Origin of the sequence: Kitasatospora sp. NPDC088861 (assembly GCF_044750105.1) — a bacterium.
In the GTDB taxonomy this organism is placed as follows: domain Bacteria; phylum Actinomycetota; class Actinomycetes; order Streptomycetales; family Streptomycetaceae; genus Kitasatospora.
Genome location: NZ_JBIVJF010000001.1, coordinates 69,302 through 85,011, shown reverse-complemented (window position 1 = coordinate 85,011; position 15,710 = coordinate 69,302). Strand labels below are relative to the sequence as shown.

The window sequence follows — 15,710 nt, the reverse complement described above, 5'->3', positions numbered from 1 at the left end:
GCAGCACGAAGTGCCCGTTCGGGCGCGTGCTGAGCGGGGGACCACTCAGGTGTAACGGTCACCGAGCGGAGTCCCAAACGGCGTGACGTACTACGGCGTGTAGTCAGCGTCGCGCCGGAGATTCAAGCTGACGGAGTAATGATCATGAGATCCGATCGTCTACCACCGGCCTGTGGCGGGCCGCCCGCGCCCGCGGCCGGGCTACTACCGCCGGTCGTACCGCGCCCGACGGGAGCCCGGCCGGTGTGACCAGCGCCATGCCCGTCCGGGGTTTGGGTCGGCCGCGCACCCCTTTCCGCCGTCCGCCCCGCTGACCTGGCGGGCCCGCTGGGGGACCATCGACGCATGTATGGCAACAGGAGCGAAGACCTCGACGGCAATGACCGCCCGAGCCTGCCGGACCGCCGCTTCGCCGCCCTGCGCGGCTGCGAGCGGATCCTGTCCGGCGACCGGCCGCAGAGCATGCGCGAACGCCTCGCCGCCCTCGCGGGGGAGGGCGGCGGCCATGACCTGGACCACCGCCCGGACCAGTACGGCGACGGCGTGGTCCGCACCCTCGAACGCACGGTCGCCGACCTGCTCGGCACCGAGGACGCGGCCTTCTTCCCCACCGGCACCATGGCCCAGCAGGTCGCCCTGCGGATCCACGCCGAGGCGGCCGGGCTGCGCACCGTCGCGACCCACCCGCTGGCCCACACCGACCAGCACGAGCGGCACGCGCTCGGCGTGCTGACCGGCCTGCGCAGCGTCTGGCCGACCATGGCCCCGCGCCAGCCCACCGTCGAGGAACTGCGCTCCTTCGACGAGCCGTACGCCGCGCTCAGCCTGGAGCTGCCGCTGCGCGAGGCCGGCTTCGTGCTGCCCGACTGGGCGGCGCTGGCGGCGCTGGCCGGGGTCGTCCGGGAGGAGTGCGGCGCGGCCCTGCACCTGGACGGTGCCCGGATCTGGGAGTCGGTGTTCCACCTCGGGCACCCGCTGCCGGAGATCGTCGCGCTGGCCGACTCGGTCTACGTGTCCTTCTACAAGACGCTCGGCGGCATCAGCGGCGCCGCGCTGGCCGGTTCGCGGGGCTTCGTCCGCACCGCCAGGGCCTGGCGGCACCGGTACGGCGGCCAGCTCTACCAGCAGTGGCCGGCGGCTCTCGCCGCGCTGGCCGGGCTGGACGCCCGACTCCCGCTGCTGGAGCGGTACGTGACGCACGCCAAGGTGGTCGCCGAGGCGCTGGACGCGGCCTTCGCGGCGGTCCCGGGCGCCCGGGTGCACCCGGCCCCGCCGCACACCCACCAGTTCCAGTTCTGGCTGCCGTACGCCGCCGGGGAGTTGGACGAGGCCGGGCTGGGGCTGGCCGAGGAGACCGGGGTCGCCCTGTTCGGCGGCTGGCGCGAGCGGGACCTGCCGGGCCTGGCGATGACCGAGGTCACGGTGTCGGCGTCCGCGCTCGACTGGACGGCGGCGGACGTCGCCGAGGCGGCCGCCGCCTTCCTGGACCGGCTGCCGGCCCGGGGCGCCGGGGCCGGTGGGAGCCGCAGCGGGGCCTGACCGGAAAGCGTCCGGCCCGCCCCCGCGCGATGCGGGGACGGGCCGGACGTGGTGGGTCAGAACCGCCTGGTCACAGGCTGATCGCTACTGCTCGACCGATCAGTTGTCGACCGGGCGGACCCGAATCCAGGTCTCCAGGTAGTTCGAGGACTCGTTCTCGACCTCGATGCTGGTACCGGTCTTCGGGACGTCCACGCCGCTGTACGGGTTGTCCTTGGACCACCACGACTTCAGGTCCGAGAACTCGTCGACGCCCTTGGCCTTCGGGACGACCGTCTCGACGCCGTTCTTGTGCAGGGTCAGCTGGCTGGTCTTGCGCGAGCCGAAGGTCGAGTCGTAACCCTGCATGCGCGGACGCAGCAGGGCGCCGTCGCTCCACTTGAGCGGGGTCGGGTGCGAGTCGATCGGCAGGATCAGACCGTGGCCCGGGTGGGCGCTGACGTTGTTGTTGGGCTGCGACTCGTCCCAGAACCAGATCAGCAGACCGGGCTGGTACGGGTAGTACTCGACCCACTTCGGCCGGCTGTTACCCCAGCCGAAGTTGTACGGGCCGGTCTTCAGGGTCTGGTCGAAGGAGACGTACTGGCGGTTCTCCGCGATGTAGTACTGCCCGTAGTCCTTGGTGTAGCTGCCGGCGAAGCGGGTGAAGCCCTTGGCCACCCAGCCGTTGTCACCGTTCTCGACGTCGTCGCTGAAGACCGTCGAACCGTCGGCGGTCACCGAGATGTCGTCGACGGCGAAGCCGCGGTAGTGCAGGCCACCGTCGGTGGTGTTGTGGAAGCGGACCTTGACGGCCTTGCCGGCGTAGGCGTCCAGCGAGAAGGACACGTCGCCCCAGGCGGCGGTGAGACCGGTGAGGGCCGCGCGGCCGCCGGCGTCCTTCGTGATCGGCTTGCCGTTCCAGGTGCCGTCCAGGGCGGTCCAGTTGGTGCCGCCGTCGGTGGAGACCTCGGCGAAGGCGTAGTCGAAGTTCGCCTCCAGCTCGTACCAGGCCTTGGCGTTCAGGCTGGCCTTGGTCTTGCCGGTCAGGTCGATGTCACGGGTGAGCGTGACGTTCAGGTTGTCGTCGCTGCCGCTCCACCACTCGCTCTTGCCCGAAGCGGGCTTGTTGATGTCGGTGGGGATGGTCTTCTTCGGCAGCTCGACGACCAGGGCCTGCGGGAGGCTGCTGTTGTACTCGACCGGGCCGATGTGGTGGGTCGACTCGGTGCCGGCCTTGGCCTTGTCGAACTTCAGCCAGCCGAGCTTGAGCTTGCTCCAGGCGTCGAGGTCGTTCGGCATGTCACCGATGGCGCCCTTGCCCTCGCCGAGCCAGGAACCGGAGGACATCAGCGACCAGAAGCCGACCGAGTTGTCGATGCCGGTGCCGGCGGTGTCGTAGAGGTCCGGCAGACCGAGGTCGTGGCCGTACTCGTGGGCGAAGACGCCGAGGCCGCCGTTCTCCGGCTGCATCGTGTAGTCGCCGATCCAGAAGCCGGAGTCGCCGACCTGGACGCCGCCGAGCTTGTTGTCGGCCGGGCCCGCCTGGCCGTTCAGGTTGCCGTAGGCGTACGCGCGGTGGGCCCACAGGGCCTTGCTGCCCTGCTTGCCGCCGCCGGCCGACTTGTCCTCACCGGCGTGCACGATCTGGAAGTGGTCGATGTACCCGTCGGGCTGGTTGAAGTTCCCGTCGTTGTGGGAGCCGTAGCGGTCCCACTGGTCGTACGACGCCAGGGTGGCCTTGAGCTGCTCCTTGGTCTGCCCCTTGGCCAGCTGGTCCTTGTACCAGATGTCCACGGCGTCGCGGATCAGGTCCTGGGCGCTGTCGCAGACGTTGGAGCCGCAGTAGTCCGAGCCGTACCGGGCCTCGTTCCACGGCACCCGCACCCAGTCCGAGACCACGCCGTCGACCGAGTAGCGGCCCGAGGACTGCTTCTCGTAGAAGGTCTTCAGCGAGGGCTTGTCCTTGGAGAAGTACAGCTCCTGGAAGTGCTGCTGGTTGTAGTCGGCCTGCCAGGCGGTCGAGTTGTCGTTGGCGCGGTCCGGCTTCTCGATCTCGTTGTGCTTCGGGCCGGGCTCACCGCCGTACATGACCTTGCCGTCTTCGGTCTTGGTGGTGTTGTCCACCTGGTCGCCGAAGTCGACGAGGATGGTGAAGATCTTGTCCGTGCGCTCGCGACCGAGCTCCACGTACTTGTCCTTGCCCAGCTTGATGCTGCTGCTGCCGTTGTGCTGCTCGACCTGGGCGGTGCCCGCGATCAGCTGCTCGGTGGCGGCCTTCTGCTCGGCCTCGACCTTCTCGGTCAGCGGGCCCGGCAGGTTGTGCTCGATGTTGGCGGACTGGACGGCGTCGGCCGGGTCCCTGGGTGCGGGAGCCGAGCCCGCGGCGACGGCGGTGGCCGGGAACAGGCCCGCGCCGAGCGCGACTATGACCGCTGCGGCCGTGGCAGCCGCAGCGGATCTCCTGATGTTCTTCAAAGTTGTGACGTCCTCCCCGACCGGGGCCAGCTCTTGGCCAAAGCCCGGCAAACCAAAATGAAAGACAGGTGGACGTCATTTGATACAAGCGTGGACAGAAAAGATAGCCCTTGACCATGACATGGCCACGGCGCTATCCTGCGCAACTTCCGATCAGCTGACCATATGTCAACCGTATGTCCGTTAAAGCTTACTGAGAAATCGGACGCACCCGCACCAGCCCGCCGCGAGGCCATCCGCCCTCGCCCACGGGCGCCCCCGGTCCGGTCGGCCGGAACGCGCCGAGCCCCCGGCGCGGACGCCGGGGGCTCGGTAGCTGTGAAGTTGTCTGTTAAATGTTGCTACTTCGTCAGGTCCGGGCCGGACGAGGCGACCGCGGCCGGGGTGTCCGCGACGGCCGACTTCTCCTCACCGCGGAAGGTGAACTTGGCCTCCTTGCCCTCACCCTCGACACCGACGACCACGATGTGGCCGGCCCGCAGCTCGCCGAAGAGGATCTTCTCGGAGAGGTGGTCCTCGATCTCGCGCTGGATGGTGCGGCGCAGCGGCCGGGCGCCCAGGATCGGGTCGTAGCCGCGCTTGGCCAGCAGCTTCTTGGCCTCGACGCTGAGCTCCAGGCCCATGTCCTTGTCCTTGAGGCGGCCGTCCACCTTCTCGATCATCAGGTCGACGATCTGGATGATGTCTTCCTCGGACAGCTGGTGGAACACCACGATGTCGTCGACGCGGTTCAGGAACTCGGGGCGGAAGTGCTGCTTGAGCTCCTCGCCGACCTTCGCCTTCATCCGCTCGTACCCGGTCGTGGAGTCACCCGTGGCCGCGAAGCCCAGGTTGAAGCCCTTGGAGATGTCCCGGGTGCCGAGGTTGGTCGTCATGATGATGACGGTGTTCTTGAAGTCGACCACGCGGCCCTGGGAGTCGGTCAGGCGACCGTCCTCCAGGATCTGCAGCAGCGAGTTGAAGATGTCCGGGTGGGCCTTCTCGACCTCGTCGAAGAGGACGACGGAGAACGGCTTGCGGCGGACCTTCTCGGTCAGCTGGCCGCCCTCCTCGTAGCCCACGTACCCGGGGGGCGAACCGAAGAGCCGGGAGACGGTGTGCTTCTCGGAGAACTCGGACATGTCGAGCGCGATCAGCGCGTCCTCGTCGCCGAAGAGGAACTCGGCGAGCGTCTTGGACAGCTCGGTCTTACCGACGCCGGACGGGCCGGCGAAGATGAACGAGCCGCCGGGGCGCTTCGGGTCCTTGAGGCCCGCACGGGTGCGCCGGATGGCCTGGGAGAGCGCCTTGATGGCGTCCTTCTGGCCGATGACGCGCTTGTGCAGCTCGTCCTCCATGCGCAGCAGCCGCGAGGTCTCCTCCTCGGTCAGCTTGAAGACCGGGATGCCGGTGGCGGTGGCCAGGACCTCGGCGATGAGCTCCTCGTTGACCTCCGCGACGACGTCCATGTCGCCGGCCTTCCACTCCTTCTCGCGCTTGGCCTTGGCCTGAAGGAGCTGCTTCTCGTCGTCGCGCAGGGACGCGGCCTTCTCGAAGTCCTGCGCGTCGATCGCGCTCTCCTTCTCGCGGCGCACGTCGGCGATCTTCTCGTCGAACTCGCGCAGGTCCGGCGGCGCGGTCATCCGGCGGATGCGCATTCGGGAGCCGGCCTCGTCGATCAGGTCGATCGCCTTGTCCGGCAGGAAGCGGTCCGAGATGTAGCGGTCGGCCAGGGTGGCGGCGGCGACCAGCGCGGAGTCCGTGATGGAGACCCGGTGGTGGGCCTCGTAGCGGTCGCGCAGACCCTTGAGGATCTCGATGGTGTGCGGCAGCGACGGCTCGGCGACCTGGATCGGCTGGAAGCGGCGCTCCAGCGCGGCGTCCTTCTCCAGGTGCTTGCGGTACTCGTCCAGGGTGGTCGCACCGATGGTCTGCAGCTCGCCGCGGGCCAGCATCGGCTTGAGGATGCTGGCGGCGTCGATGGCGCCCTCGGCGGCGCCCGCGCCGACCAGGGTGTGCAGCTCGTCGATGAACAGGATGATGTCGCCGCGGGTGCGGATCTCCTTGAGCACCTTCTTCAGGCGCTCCTCGAAGTCACCGCGGTAGCGCGAGCCGGCCACCAGGGCGCCCAGGTCCAGCGTGTAGAGCTGCTTGTCCTTGAGCGTCTCCGGGACCTCGCCCTTGACGATCGCCTGCGCCAGGCCCTCGACCACGGCGGTCTTGCCCACGCCGGGCTCGCCGATCAGGACCGGGTTGTTCTTGGTGCGGCGGGACAGCACCTGCATGACCCGCTCGATCTCCTTCTCGCGCCCGATGACCGGGTCGAGCTTGGCCTCGCGGGCGGCCTGGGTGAGGTTGCGGCCGAACTGGTCCAGGACCAGCGAGGTCGACGGGGTGCCCTCGGCGGGCCCGCCGGCCGTGGCCGACTCCTTGCCGCCGCCGGTCTGGTAGCCGGAGAGCAGCTGGATGACCTGCTGGCGCACCCGGTTGAGGTCGGCGCCCAGCTTGACCAGGACCTGGGCGGCGACGCCCTCGCCCTCGCGGATCAGACCGAGCAGGATGTGCTCGGTGCCGATGTAGTTGTGGCCGAGCTGCAGCGCCTCCCGGAGCGACAGCTCCAGGACCTTCTTCGCCCGCGGGGTGAAGGGAATGTGGCCGGACGGGGCCTGCTGCCCCTGGCCGATGATCTCCTCGACCTGCTGGCGCACGGCCTCAAGGGAAATCCCGAGGCTCTCCAGGGCCTTGGCGGCGACGCCCTCGCCCTCGTGGATCAGACCCAGGAGGATGTGCTCGGTGCCGATGTAGTTGTGGTTGAGCATCCGGGCTTCTTCCTGAGCCAGGACGACAACCCGCCGCGCGCGGTCGGTGAACCTCTCGAACATCGTTTATCGCTCCTCAGAGCGGTCGGGCAGTTCGGGGTCGGTCCCCGCCCTGTCCTTCCGCATGCTAGTCCCGCTCAGCGGCGCGGCCCACGGATTCACTCCCCGGTACGGGAGCGAGATGCTGCGCGACCAGCCGACACCAATCCCAACCTGATGCTGGGAAACGGTGTTCCCACAGGTGGCCCGGATGCACCGGATACCGCTACGCCATCGGCGAACAAGAGCCGCCGGGGCGGAGCCGGGCCGTCTCCGGCCGGTCACGCATACTGCCCCTGGACGGGTCGAAGAACCCGTCCACCTGCATTCATACCCGGTATCGGGGCGCTTCTCGCGCAGTTTCCGCGGTGGCGGTGTTCGCCTGGCGAGAAGTCGCGTCGCGGCGACGGCGGTTCGGCACGGCCGGTGCGGCAGGTACGCCGCCCGGTGGTGCCGGCGTTACCGCTTCGCCCTTACAGCGTTGCACAGCTCGTGATTGTTCCGCCGCCCGAGCCCGCGCCCCGGACGCCCCCCGGTACCGGTGGCCCTGCGGCCCCCGGGGTGCGCGCCGCGGGGCGCGGAGGAGAGTCCTCCGCGCCCCGCGCGTGTGTCGTCGGCGCCGTGTGCGGCCGCCGGGGCCCCGCATCCGCTCCGGCGTTCCGGTGGCGCCGGGGTCAGGACGCGTTGGCCTTGTCGTAGGCCTCGCGGACGGTGCTCGGCACCCGGCCGCGGTCGTTGACCTCCATGCCCTGCTCCTTGGCCCACGCGCGGATCTTCGCGGTGTCCGGCGCGCTGCCGGAGGGGCGCGGCGCGGTGCCGCGACCCGGGCGCCGCGGGCCGGCGAGCCGGCCGCTCTGCTTGCGGCCCTTCTCCACGTACGGCGCCAGCAGACCGCGCAGCTTGTCCGCGTTGACGCTCTTCAGGTCGATCTCGTAGGCAACGCCGTCGAGCGCGAACGTCACCGTCTCGTCCGCCGAACCACCGTCGAGATCGTCTTCAAGAATGACCTGCACCCTCTGTGCCACGGGCTTCCCTTTCCGCTAAACGACCCATTGCCTAAGGAAAGGAAAGCGCCTTTCTCCGGAAAACACAAACCCTTGACCGGCGCGGAGCCGCTCAGAGGTGCAGCAGCATGCGCGAGTTGCCCAGTGTGTTGGGCTTCACCCGCTCCAGGTCAAGGAACTCCGCGACACCTTCATCGTACGAGCGGAGAAGTTCTTCATAGACATCCGTAGCGATCGCCGCCGGGTCTGTCGTACCATCATCGGTTTCCTGAAGCTCTCCGATCTCGACGAAACCGTGTTTCGCGAAGAACGGAACCTCGAACGTCAAGCAGAAAATCCGACGGACGCCGAGCCAGCGCGCGGTCTGCAGCAGCTTCTCCAGCAGCAGATGTCCGACCCCGAAGCCCCGGCAGGACGGATCGACGGCGAGCGTGCGGACCTCGGCCAGGTCCTCCCACATCACGTGCAGGGCGCCGCAGGCCACCACCGCACCGGTGTCGTCGCGTTCGGCGACCCAGAACTCCTGGACGGATTCGAACAGTGTGACTGTGGGCTTGTCGAGCAGAATGCCGTCGCGCGAGTAGGCGTCGATGAGCCCGCGTACGGTCCGCACGTCCGTGGTCCGCGCACGGCGGATGGTGACCTCCATGGCCGGGACGTTATCGTGTCGCGCCCGGCGGGGTCTCCCCGGTATCCGGTCCCGGCTCCGCGGATTCGGCGGGGGGCGGATCCGGCGGGAACAGAGCGGTGACCCGCAAGGCGTCCCGCAGCGCCTCGCGCTGCCCGGGCGACATCAGGCCGAAGAAGTGCACCAGGGCCGCGGCCGGATTGTCACTGGTGGCCCACGCGTCGTTCATCAGCGCCGCGGTGTACGCCTCGCGGGACGAGACCGGTTCATATCGATAGGCCCGGCCGACCCGCTCGCGGCGCAGCCAGCCCTTTCTGTGGAGCTTGTCCAGGACGGTCATCACCGTGGTGTACGCGATTTCGCGTTCCGACTGCAGATCCAGGAGAACCTCGCGAACCGTCACCGGCCGGTTCCACTGCCACACCCGGGTCATGATGGCGTTCTCAAGTTCACCGAGTTGCCGGACCATAGTGCGGCCAGGATAGGGAGTGAATGGGGCAAATCTTGTGAAGTGCGCCAAACCGGCGCGCCGCCACCCCCGGAATCGGGAATGGCGGCGCGCCGGTGGTTCGGCGGCTGACGGTGTCAGTCGCGGGTTCGCTCGCGGGTCAGTCGAGGTCTTCCTTGGCCTTCTGGGCTCCGCCCTGGCTGCGGATGATGGCCCGCACCAGGAATCCGAAGCCGATCGCCATGACCAGCGGCGGCACGATCGCGCTGACGTAGTCCATCAGTCACTCCTCCTCGGTCTTCTCCGCCGTCGCGGCGGAAGCCTTCGCCTCCGGCTTCACCAACGGGAAGAGCACGGTCTCCCGGATGTTCTTGCCGGTCAGCAGCATGATCAGGCGGTCCACCCCGAGGCCGAGGCCGCCGGTCGGCGGCATCGCGTACTCCAGGGCCCGCAGGAAGTCCTCGTCGATCTGCATCGCCTCGACGTCGCCGCCGGCCGCCAGCAGGGACTGCGCGGTCAGGCGGGCGCGCTGCTCGACCGGGTCGACCAGCTCGGAGTAGGCGGTGCCGATCTCGGTACCGAAGATCACCAGGTCCCACTTCTCGGCCACGCCCGGCACCGAGCGGTGCTGGCGGGTCAGCGGGGAGACCTCGGTCGGGTAGTCCTTGATGAAGGTCGGCCGGACGGCGTTCTCCTCCAGCAGGCGCTCGACCATCTCCAGCACGATCTGACCGTGGCCCCAGTCCTTGTCGAACGGGATGCCGTGGTCGAAGGCCAGCTTGCGCAGCTCCTCGACGCCGGTCTCCGGGGTGACCTCGACGCCCAGGCGGGCGGAGATGCCCGGGTAGACGGAGACCTCCTCCCACGGCTCGGCCAGGTCGATCTCGTGCTCCACGCCGTGCGCGTCCAGGCCCTTGATCACCGTGGTGCCCAGCGCGTCCCGGGCCGCGTTGACGATCGTCTCGCGGATCAGCTCGGCCTGGGTGTCGTAGTCGCCGTACGCCTCGTACGACTCCAGCGAGGTGAACTCCGGGTTGTGGGTGGAGTCCGCGCCCTCGTTGCGGAAGTTGCGGTTGATCTCGAAGACCTTCTCGGCGCCGCCGACCACCAGCCGCTTGAGGTACAGCTCGGGGGCGATGCGCATGTAGAGGTCGATGTCGTACGCGTTGATGTGCGTCTTGAACGGGCGGGCGTTGGCGCCGCCGTGCACCGGCTGCAGCATCGGGGTCTCGACCTCGATGTAGCCGCGGTCCTCGTAGGTGCGGCGGATCGAGCGGACCACCTTGCTGCGCAGGTGCAGGATCTCGCGGGCCTCGGGGTTGACGATCAGGTCGACGTACCGCTGGCGGACCCGGGCCTCCGGGTCGGTCAGGCCCTTGTGCTTGTCCGGCAGCGGGCGCAGGCACTTGGCGGTGAGCTCCCAGCGGTCCACCATCACGGACAGCTCGCCGCGCTTGGAGGTGATCACCTCGCCCTCGACGCCGACCTGGTCGCCCAGGTCGATGTCCGTCTTCCAGGCCGCCAGCCGCTCCGCTCCCAGCTTGTCCAGGGAGAACATCACCTGGAGGTCGCCGGTGCCGTCGCGCAGCGTGGCGAAGCAGAGCTTGCCGCCGGTGCGGGAGAGGATCACCCGGCCGGTGACGCCGGCCCGCTCACCGGTCGCGGTGTCGGGTTCCAGGTCCGGATGCTTGGCGCGCAGGTCCGCGATGGTGCTGGTGCGGGGGAAGCCGACCGGGTAGGGGTCGACACCGGCCGCCCGGAGCCGGTCCAGCTTCTCGCGCCGGACGCGCATCTGCTCGGGAAGGTCGTCGGTCGCGGGGATGGGGCTCTGATCGCTCACCCCACAAGGGTAGCCAGCCACACACCGTGCTCCGCCACGGGATAACGCAGGAGGGGGGCCGCGTCGGCGGTCCCCCTCCTCGGGTGCGGGCGGCTCAGCCGGTGCCGGTGGCGAGTTCGATCTCGTCGGGGTCCGGCGCGGCCGGGGGCGCGGGGTGGGCGGGGGGCTTGGGGCGGCGCCCGAAGAGTTCGGCCGGGGTGGGCATCCGGTGCGGGCGGGGCGGGTTCTGGGGGGCGGTGGGCCGCTCGGCGGGGGAGTCGGTGCTGCTCATCGTGATCCGTCCTCCAACAGGGGTGGGGAGACTGCTCGGGGGTGCGGCGGGGCTCGGTACGACGACGAGGTGGCGGGGCTGCCCGGTGGTGAGGGCGAGCCGCTCGCGGACGGCGGCCTCGGCCAGCGCGTGGCAGCGGCCGGCCAGCCGGGAGCGGCGGGCGCGTTCGCCGTGGCCGCACGGCTGGCGGGTCAGCCCGCGCAGCGCGGTGAGGTCCTCCGGGCCGGGCAGGTAGCCGTCGGTCACGGCTTCCTCCAGGCGTTCCAGGTAGCCGGGGGCGCTGCCGGGCAGGGCCGCCCGGTAGCGCCCGAGGTCGGCGAGCAGGAAGGCGCGCAGCCGGCCGCCCTCCTGGACGGCCTCGTCGATCGCCTCGGTCAGACGCAGCGCGTCCTGGACGTCCTCCGCCCACAGCTCGGCGCCCGGGCCGGCGAACACCGGACGGTCGGGGAGCTGGAGGTGGACGGGGACGGCGGGGTGCAGGGCTTGGGCGAGGGCGCGGCGCAGCACGCGGACTTCGTCGGCGCTGAAGGCCATGCCGCCGCGCGATCCGTGTGGCGTAGGCATGGGCTGACACTACGTGAGGAATATCCGATTTGTCGGTAGCGTCGCGCCGACGCCCCACGTTCGGCCCGGCGGAATCGGCCGCGGGAGTGGGGGAGGACGCGCGTCGGCGCCCCCCGGACGGACCGGGGGGCGCCGACGGTGGGCCCCGGGGGCCGGTCAGGCCGGGCGGTTGCGCTCGAAGACCAGGCGCAGGCCGATCAGGGTGAGCCAGGGCTCGTGGACGTCGATGGTGGAGGCCTCGCCGAGGACCAGGGGGGCCAGGCCGCCGGTGGCGATCACCTGGACGTCGTCCGGGTCCTTGGACAGCTCCTTGGCCATCCGGTCGACCAGGCCGTCGACCTGGCCCGCGAAGCCGTACAGGATGCCGGACTGCATGCCCTCGACGGTGTTCTTGCCGATCACGTTGCGGGGCCGGGCCAACTCGATCTTGCGCAGCTGGGCGCCGCGGACACCGAGCGCCTCCACCGAGATCTCGATGCCGGGGGCGATCGCGCCGCCCACGTAGTCGCCGCGGGCGTTGACGGCGTCGAAGGTGGTGGCGGTGCCGAAGTCGACCACGATGCACGGGCCGCCGTACAGGTGGTTGGCGGCCAGGGCGTTGACGATCCGGTCGGCGCCGACCTCCTTGGGGTTGTCCATCAGGACGTGCACCCCGGTCTTCACGCCGGGCTCCACGATCACCGCGGGGACGTCGCCGTAGTAGCGGCGGGTCACCTCACGGAGCTCGTGGAGCACGGCGGGAACGGACGAGCAGATCGCCAGGCCCTCCACCGTGGCCTCCCGGACTGCGGTGTGGTTGCCCATCAACCCCTGTAGCAGCACTGCCAGTTCATCGGCCGTGCGGCGCGAATCGGTCGAGATCCGCCAATGTTCCACCACGTCCTCGCCGTCGAACAGGCCGAGCGTGGTCTGGGTGTTGCCGACGTCGATGGTGAGGAGCATGGGGCGCTTTCTGCGAGTCGGGACGAGAGGTCAGGCGCGCAGGTCGAGGCCGATGTCCAGGATCGGCGAGGAGTGGGTGAGCGCGCCCACCGCCAGGTAGTCGACACCAGTCTGGGCGACCTCGCGCGCGGTGGCCAGGGTCAGGCCGCCGGAGGCCTCCAGCTTCGCCCGGCCGGCCACCAGCTCGACGGCCTCCTTCAGCTGCGGGACGGTGAAGTTGTCCAGCAGGATCAGGTCGGCCCCGGCCGCCAGTACCGGCGGGATCTGCTCCAGGGTGTCGACCTCGATCTCGACCGGCAGGTCGGGGTAGGCGGCCTTGACGGCCCGGAAGGCCTCGGCGACGCCGCCGGCCGCGACCACGTGGTTGTCCTTGACCAGGGCGGCGTCGGACAGGGCCATCCGGTGGTTGGCGCCGCCGCCGCAGCGCACCGCGAACTTCTCCAGCGCGCGCAGGCCCGGGGTGGTCTTGCGGGTGTCCCGGACGACGGCGCCGGTGCCCTCCAGGGCGTCGGCCCAGGCGCGGGTCGCGGTGGCGATGCCGGACAGGTGGCAGAGCAGGTTGAGCGCGCTGCGCTCGGCGGTGAGCAGGTCGCGGGTGCGGGAGCGGACCGACAGCAGGACCTGGCCGGCCTCGACCCGGTCGCCGTCCTGGACGTGCCGCTCGACCTCGAACTCCTCCTCGCAGATCAGCGAGACGACCGCCTCGGCGATCCGCAGGCCGGCCACCACGCCGGCCTGGCGGGCGGTGAAGTCGGCGGTGGCGACGGCCTCGGCGGGCACGGTGGCCACCGAGGTGACGTCCTCGCCGCCGGCCAGGTCCTCGGCCAGTGCCAGGGTGGCGATGTCCTCGACCTCGATCGGGTCCAGTCCGGCCTGCTCCAGGAGCTCGGCCAGCTGCGGGTCCAGGCCGGTCTCGTAGCCCTCGCCGTCCCCGCAGGCGCAGCCGTCGCCGCAGCCGCCCTGGGCGTCGGCCAGGGGGAGTTCCTCGTGGGAGTGGGTCATGGTTCTACTGCTCCTCAGGGGTGCTGACGGGGCCGCCGGAGGCGGTGAGGGTGGTGATCAGGTGGCGCCGCCAGTGGGCGTCGTCGCGCTCGGGGAAGTCCTCGCGCCAGTGGCAGCCGCGGGTCTCCTCGCGCTGCGCGGCGGCCGCGACCAGCGCGGTGGCGACCAGCAGCAGGTTGGCGGCCTCCCAGGTCTCCACCCGCGGGTCGGCGGGCTTCTCCTCGGCGACGTGCGCGTGGGCCTGCTCGGTGAGCAGGGCCAGCCCGGCGGCGGTGCCGGCCATCGTGGCGGCCGAGCGCAGCACGCCCGCGCCGCGCGACATCAGCCGCTGGATCTCGGCGCGCGACTCGGGGGCGGGCAGCGGCACCGGCCGTGCGGCGCGGGCGGCGGCGACGTCCACGGCGCGCTCGGGCAGTGCGCCGCGGCGGTGGCGGTCGGCGAGGTCGGCGGCGATCCGCTCGGCGAAGACCAGGCCCTCCAGCAGCGAGTTGGAGGCCAGCCGGTTGGCGCCGTGCACCCCGGTGCAGGCGACCTCGCCGCAGGCGTACAGGCCGGGGACGCTGGTGCGGCCGTGCCGGTCGGTGCGGATGCCGCCGGAGGCGTAGTGCGCGGCCGGGGCGACCGGGATCGGCTCGGTGACCGGGTCGATGCCGTGCGCGCGGCAGGAGGCGAAGATGGTCGGGAAGCGCTGCTGCCACATCTCGGCGCCGAAGTGCCGCCCGTCCAGGTACATGTGCTCGGCGCCCTGCTCCTGCATGCGCCGGGTGATCGCCTTGGCGACGATGTCGCGCGGGGCCAGTTCGGCCAGCTCGTGCTGCCCGAGCATGAAGCGGGTGCCGTGCGCGTCCACCAGGTGGGCGCCCTCGCCGCGGACCGCCTCGGAGACCAGCGGCTGCTGGCCCTCGGCCTCCGGGCCGAGCCAGAGCACGGTCGGGTGGAACTGGACGAACTCCAGGTCGGTGACGGCGGCGCCGGCCCGCAGGGCGAGCGCCACGCCGTCACCGGTGGAGACCGCCGGGTTGGTGGTGGCGGAGAAGACCTGGCCCATGCCGCCGGTGGCGAGGACCACCGCGCGGGCCCGGACGGCGCCGACGCCGTCGCGCTGGCCCTCGCCCATCACGTGCAGGGTGAGGCCGGCGGCGTGCCCGTCGGCGTCGGTGAGCAGGTCGAGGACGAGGGCGTGCTCGATCAGCTCGACGCCGGGGTCGTTGCGGACGGCTTCCACCAGGGCGCGCGATATCTCGGCGCCGGTGGCGTCCCCGCCGGCGTGCGCGATCCGGCGGCGGTGGTGGCCGCCCTCGCGGGTGAGCAGGATCTCGCCGTCGGCGCCGCGGTCGAAGGCGGCGCCGACGGCGATCAGCCGGCGGACGGCGTCCGGGCCCTCGGTGACCAGGGTGCGCACGGCCTCCTCGTCACAGATCCCGGCGCCGGCCACCAGGGTGTCGTCCAGGTGCTGCTCGGGGGTGTCGCCCTCGCCCAGGGCGGCCGCGATGCCGCCCTGGGCCCAGCGGGTGGAGCCGTCGTCCAGCATCGCCTTGGTGACCACCATGGTCCGCAGGCCGGCCTTGCGGGCGTTGAGGGCGACGGTGAGGCCGGCCACCCCGGAGCCGACCACGACCACGTCGGTGGTGGCGGTCCAGCCGGGAGCCGGGGCGGTGAGGCGGTGCGTGGCGGACATGGCGTCAGTGGCTCCTTCAGCGCGCGGCGGTCGGGGCCGCGCCGTTGCCGTCACCGTACGCCCCGTCGCCGCGGAGCAGTCCGGTGCCCTCCGGGGCCTCGGCGGGGTCGCCGCCCAGGCCGGTGATCCGGTTCCGCTCGTCCACGAAGACGATGCTCGGTTCGTAGCCCTTGGCCTCGGCCGTGTCCATCTGCCCGTAGGCGATGAGTATGACCAGGTCGCCGGGGTGGACCAGGCGAGCGGCGGCGCCGTTGATGCCGATCACGCCGGAGCCGCGCGGGCCGGCGATGGTGTAGGTCTCCAGCCGGGCCCCGTTGTCGATGTCGACGATGTGGACCAGCTCGCCGGGGAGCAGGTCGGCGGCGTCGAGCAGGTCCTCGTCCACCGTGACGGAGCCGACGTAGTGCAGGTCGGCCTGGGTCACGGTGGCCCGGTGGATCTTGGACTTGAGCATGGTGCGGAGCATTGCGGGTCACGCCTCCTGTGAGTGCATGCCTGAA

General features: G+C 70.8%; 12 protein-coding genes. 1 reads left to right on the top strand and 11 read right to left on the bottom strand.

Annotated features, from left to right (window positions below; genetic code table 11):
* Nucleotides 1–345: 345 nt before the first annotated feature.
* A complete protein-coding gene (locus ACIP37_RS00415; protein WP_363632233.1) occupies nucleotides 346–1,539 on the top strand; it encodes a beta-eliminating lyase-related protein in 1,194 nt (397 codons plus the stop codon).
* A 99-nt stretch (nucleotides 1,540–1,638) separates the two neighbouring features.
* On the opposite strand, the gene ACIP37_RS00410 is transcribed toward ACIP37_RS00415, so the two are convergent.
* From ACIP37_RS00410 to panD, 11 genes are all read right to left on the bottom strand, one after another.
* Nucleotides 1,639–3,996 carry an immune inhibitor A domain-containing protein gene (locus ACIP37_RS00410; protein ID WP_400809974.1) on the bottom strand — a complete coding sequence of 786 codons (2,358 nt, stop codon included), beginning with the start codon at nucleotides 3,994–3,996 and terminating at the stop codon, nucleotides 1,639–1,641.
* Between the two features lie 341 nt (nucleotides 3,997–4,337).
* Entirely contained in the window at nucleotides 4,338–6,857 is a 2,520-nt protein-coding gene (locus ACIP37_RS00405) for an ATP-dependent Clp protease ATP-binding subunit (protein ID WP_350878400.1), read from the bottom strand.
* Nucleotides 6,858–7,507: 650 nt separating this feature from the next.
* A complete protein-coding gene (locus ACIP37_RS00400) occupies nucleotides 7,508–7,858 on the bottom strand; it encodes an Lsr2 family protein (RefSeq protein ID WP_350878401.1) in 351 nt (116 codons plus the stop codon).
* 91 nt (nucleotides 7,859–7,949) lie between these two features.
* Nucleotides 7,950–8,486 (bottom strand): amino-acid N-acetyltransferase, encoded by a 537-nt coding sequence (locus ACIP37_RS00395; protein WP_350878402.1) that lies wholly within the window; start codon nucleotides 8,484–8,486, stop codon nucleotides 7,950–7,952.
* Between the two features lie 10 nt (nucleotides 8,487–8,496).
* A complete protein-coding gene (locus tag ACIP37_RS00390) occupies nucleotides 8,497–8,934 on the bottom strand; it encodes a BlaI/MecI/CopY family transcriptional regulator (RefSeq protein ID WP_363589010.1) in 438 nt (145 codons plus the stop codon).
* Between the two features lie 262 nt (nucleotides 8,935–9,196).
* The gene (lysX, locus tag ACIP37_RS00385) at nucleotides 9,197–10,753 is read right to left on the bottom strand and encodes a bifunctional lysylphosphatidylglycerol synthetase/lysine--tRNA ligase LysX (RefSeq protein WP_079135798.1); all 1,557 of its coding nucleotides are present in this window, start codon (nucleotides 10,751–10,753) and stop codon (nucleotides 9,197–9,199) included.
* Nucleotides 10,754–10,847: 94 nt separating this feature from the next.
* On the bottom strand, nucleotides 10,848–11,588 hold the full coding sequence (locus ACIP37_RS00380) for a hypothetical protein (RefSeq protein ID WP_363589008.1): 741 nt from the start codon (nucleotides 11,586–11,588) through the stop codon (nucleotides 10,848–10,850).
* Nucleotides 11,589–11,744: 156 nt separating this feature from the next.
* Nucleotides 11,745–12,530, bottom strand: coding sequence for a type III pantothenate kinase (locus ACIP37_RS00375; RefSeq protein WP_363589006.1), 786 nt, complete (start codon nucleotides 12,528–12,530; stop codon nucleotides 11,745–11,747).
* Between the two features lie 30 nt (nucleotides 12,531–12,560).
* Nucleotides 12,561–13,532 carry a carboxylating nicotinate-nucleotide diphosphorylase gene (gene nadC, locus ACIP37_RS00370; protein WP_063348830.1) on the bottom strand — a complete coding sequence of 324 codons (972 nt, stop codon included), beginning with the start codon at nucleotides 13,530–13,532 and terminating at the stop codon, nucleotides 12,561–12,563.
* A gap of 4 nt (nucleotides 13,533–13,536) precedes the next feature.
* Entirely contained in the window at nucleotides 13,537–15,210 is a 1,674-nt protein-coding gene (locus tag ACIP37_RS00365; protein WP_363617793.1) for an L-aspartate oxidase, read from the bottom strand.
* Nucleotides 15,211–15,226: 16 nt separating this feature from the next.
* The gene (gene panD / locus ACIP37_RS00360) at nucleotides 15,227–15,676 is read right to left on the bottom strand and encodes an aspartate 1-decarboxylase (protein WP_363587738.1); all 450 of its coding nucleotides are present in this window, start codon (nucleotides 15,674–15,676) and stop codon (nucleotides 15,227–15,229) included.
* Nucleotides 15,677–15,710: the final 34 nt, after the last annotated feature.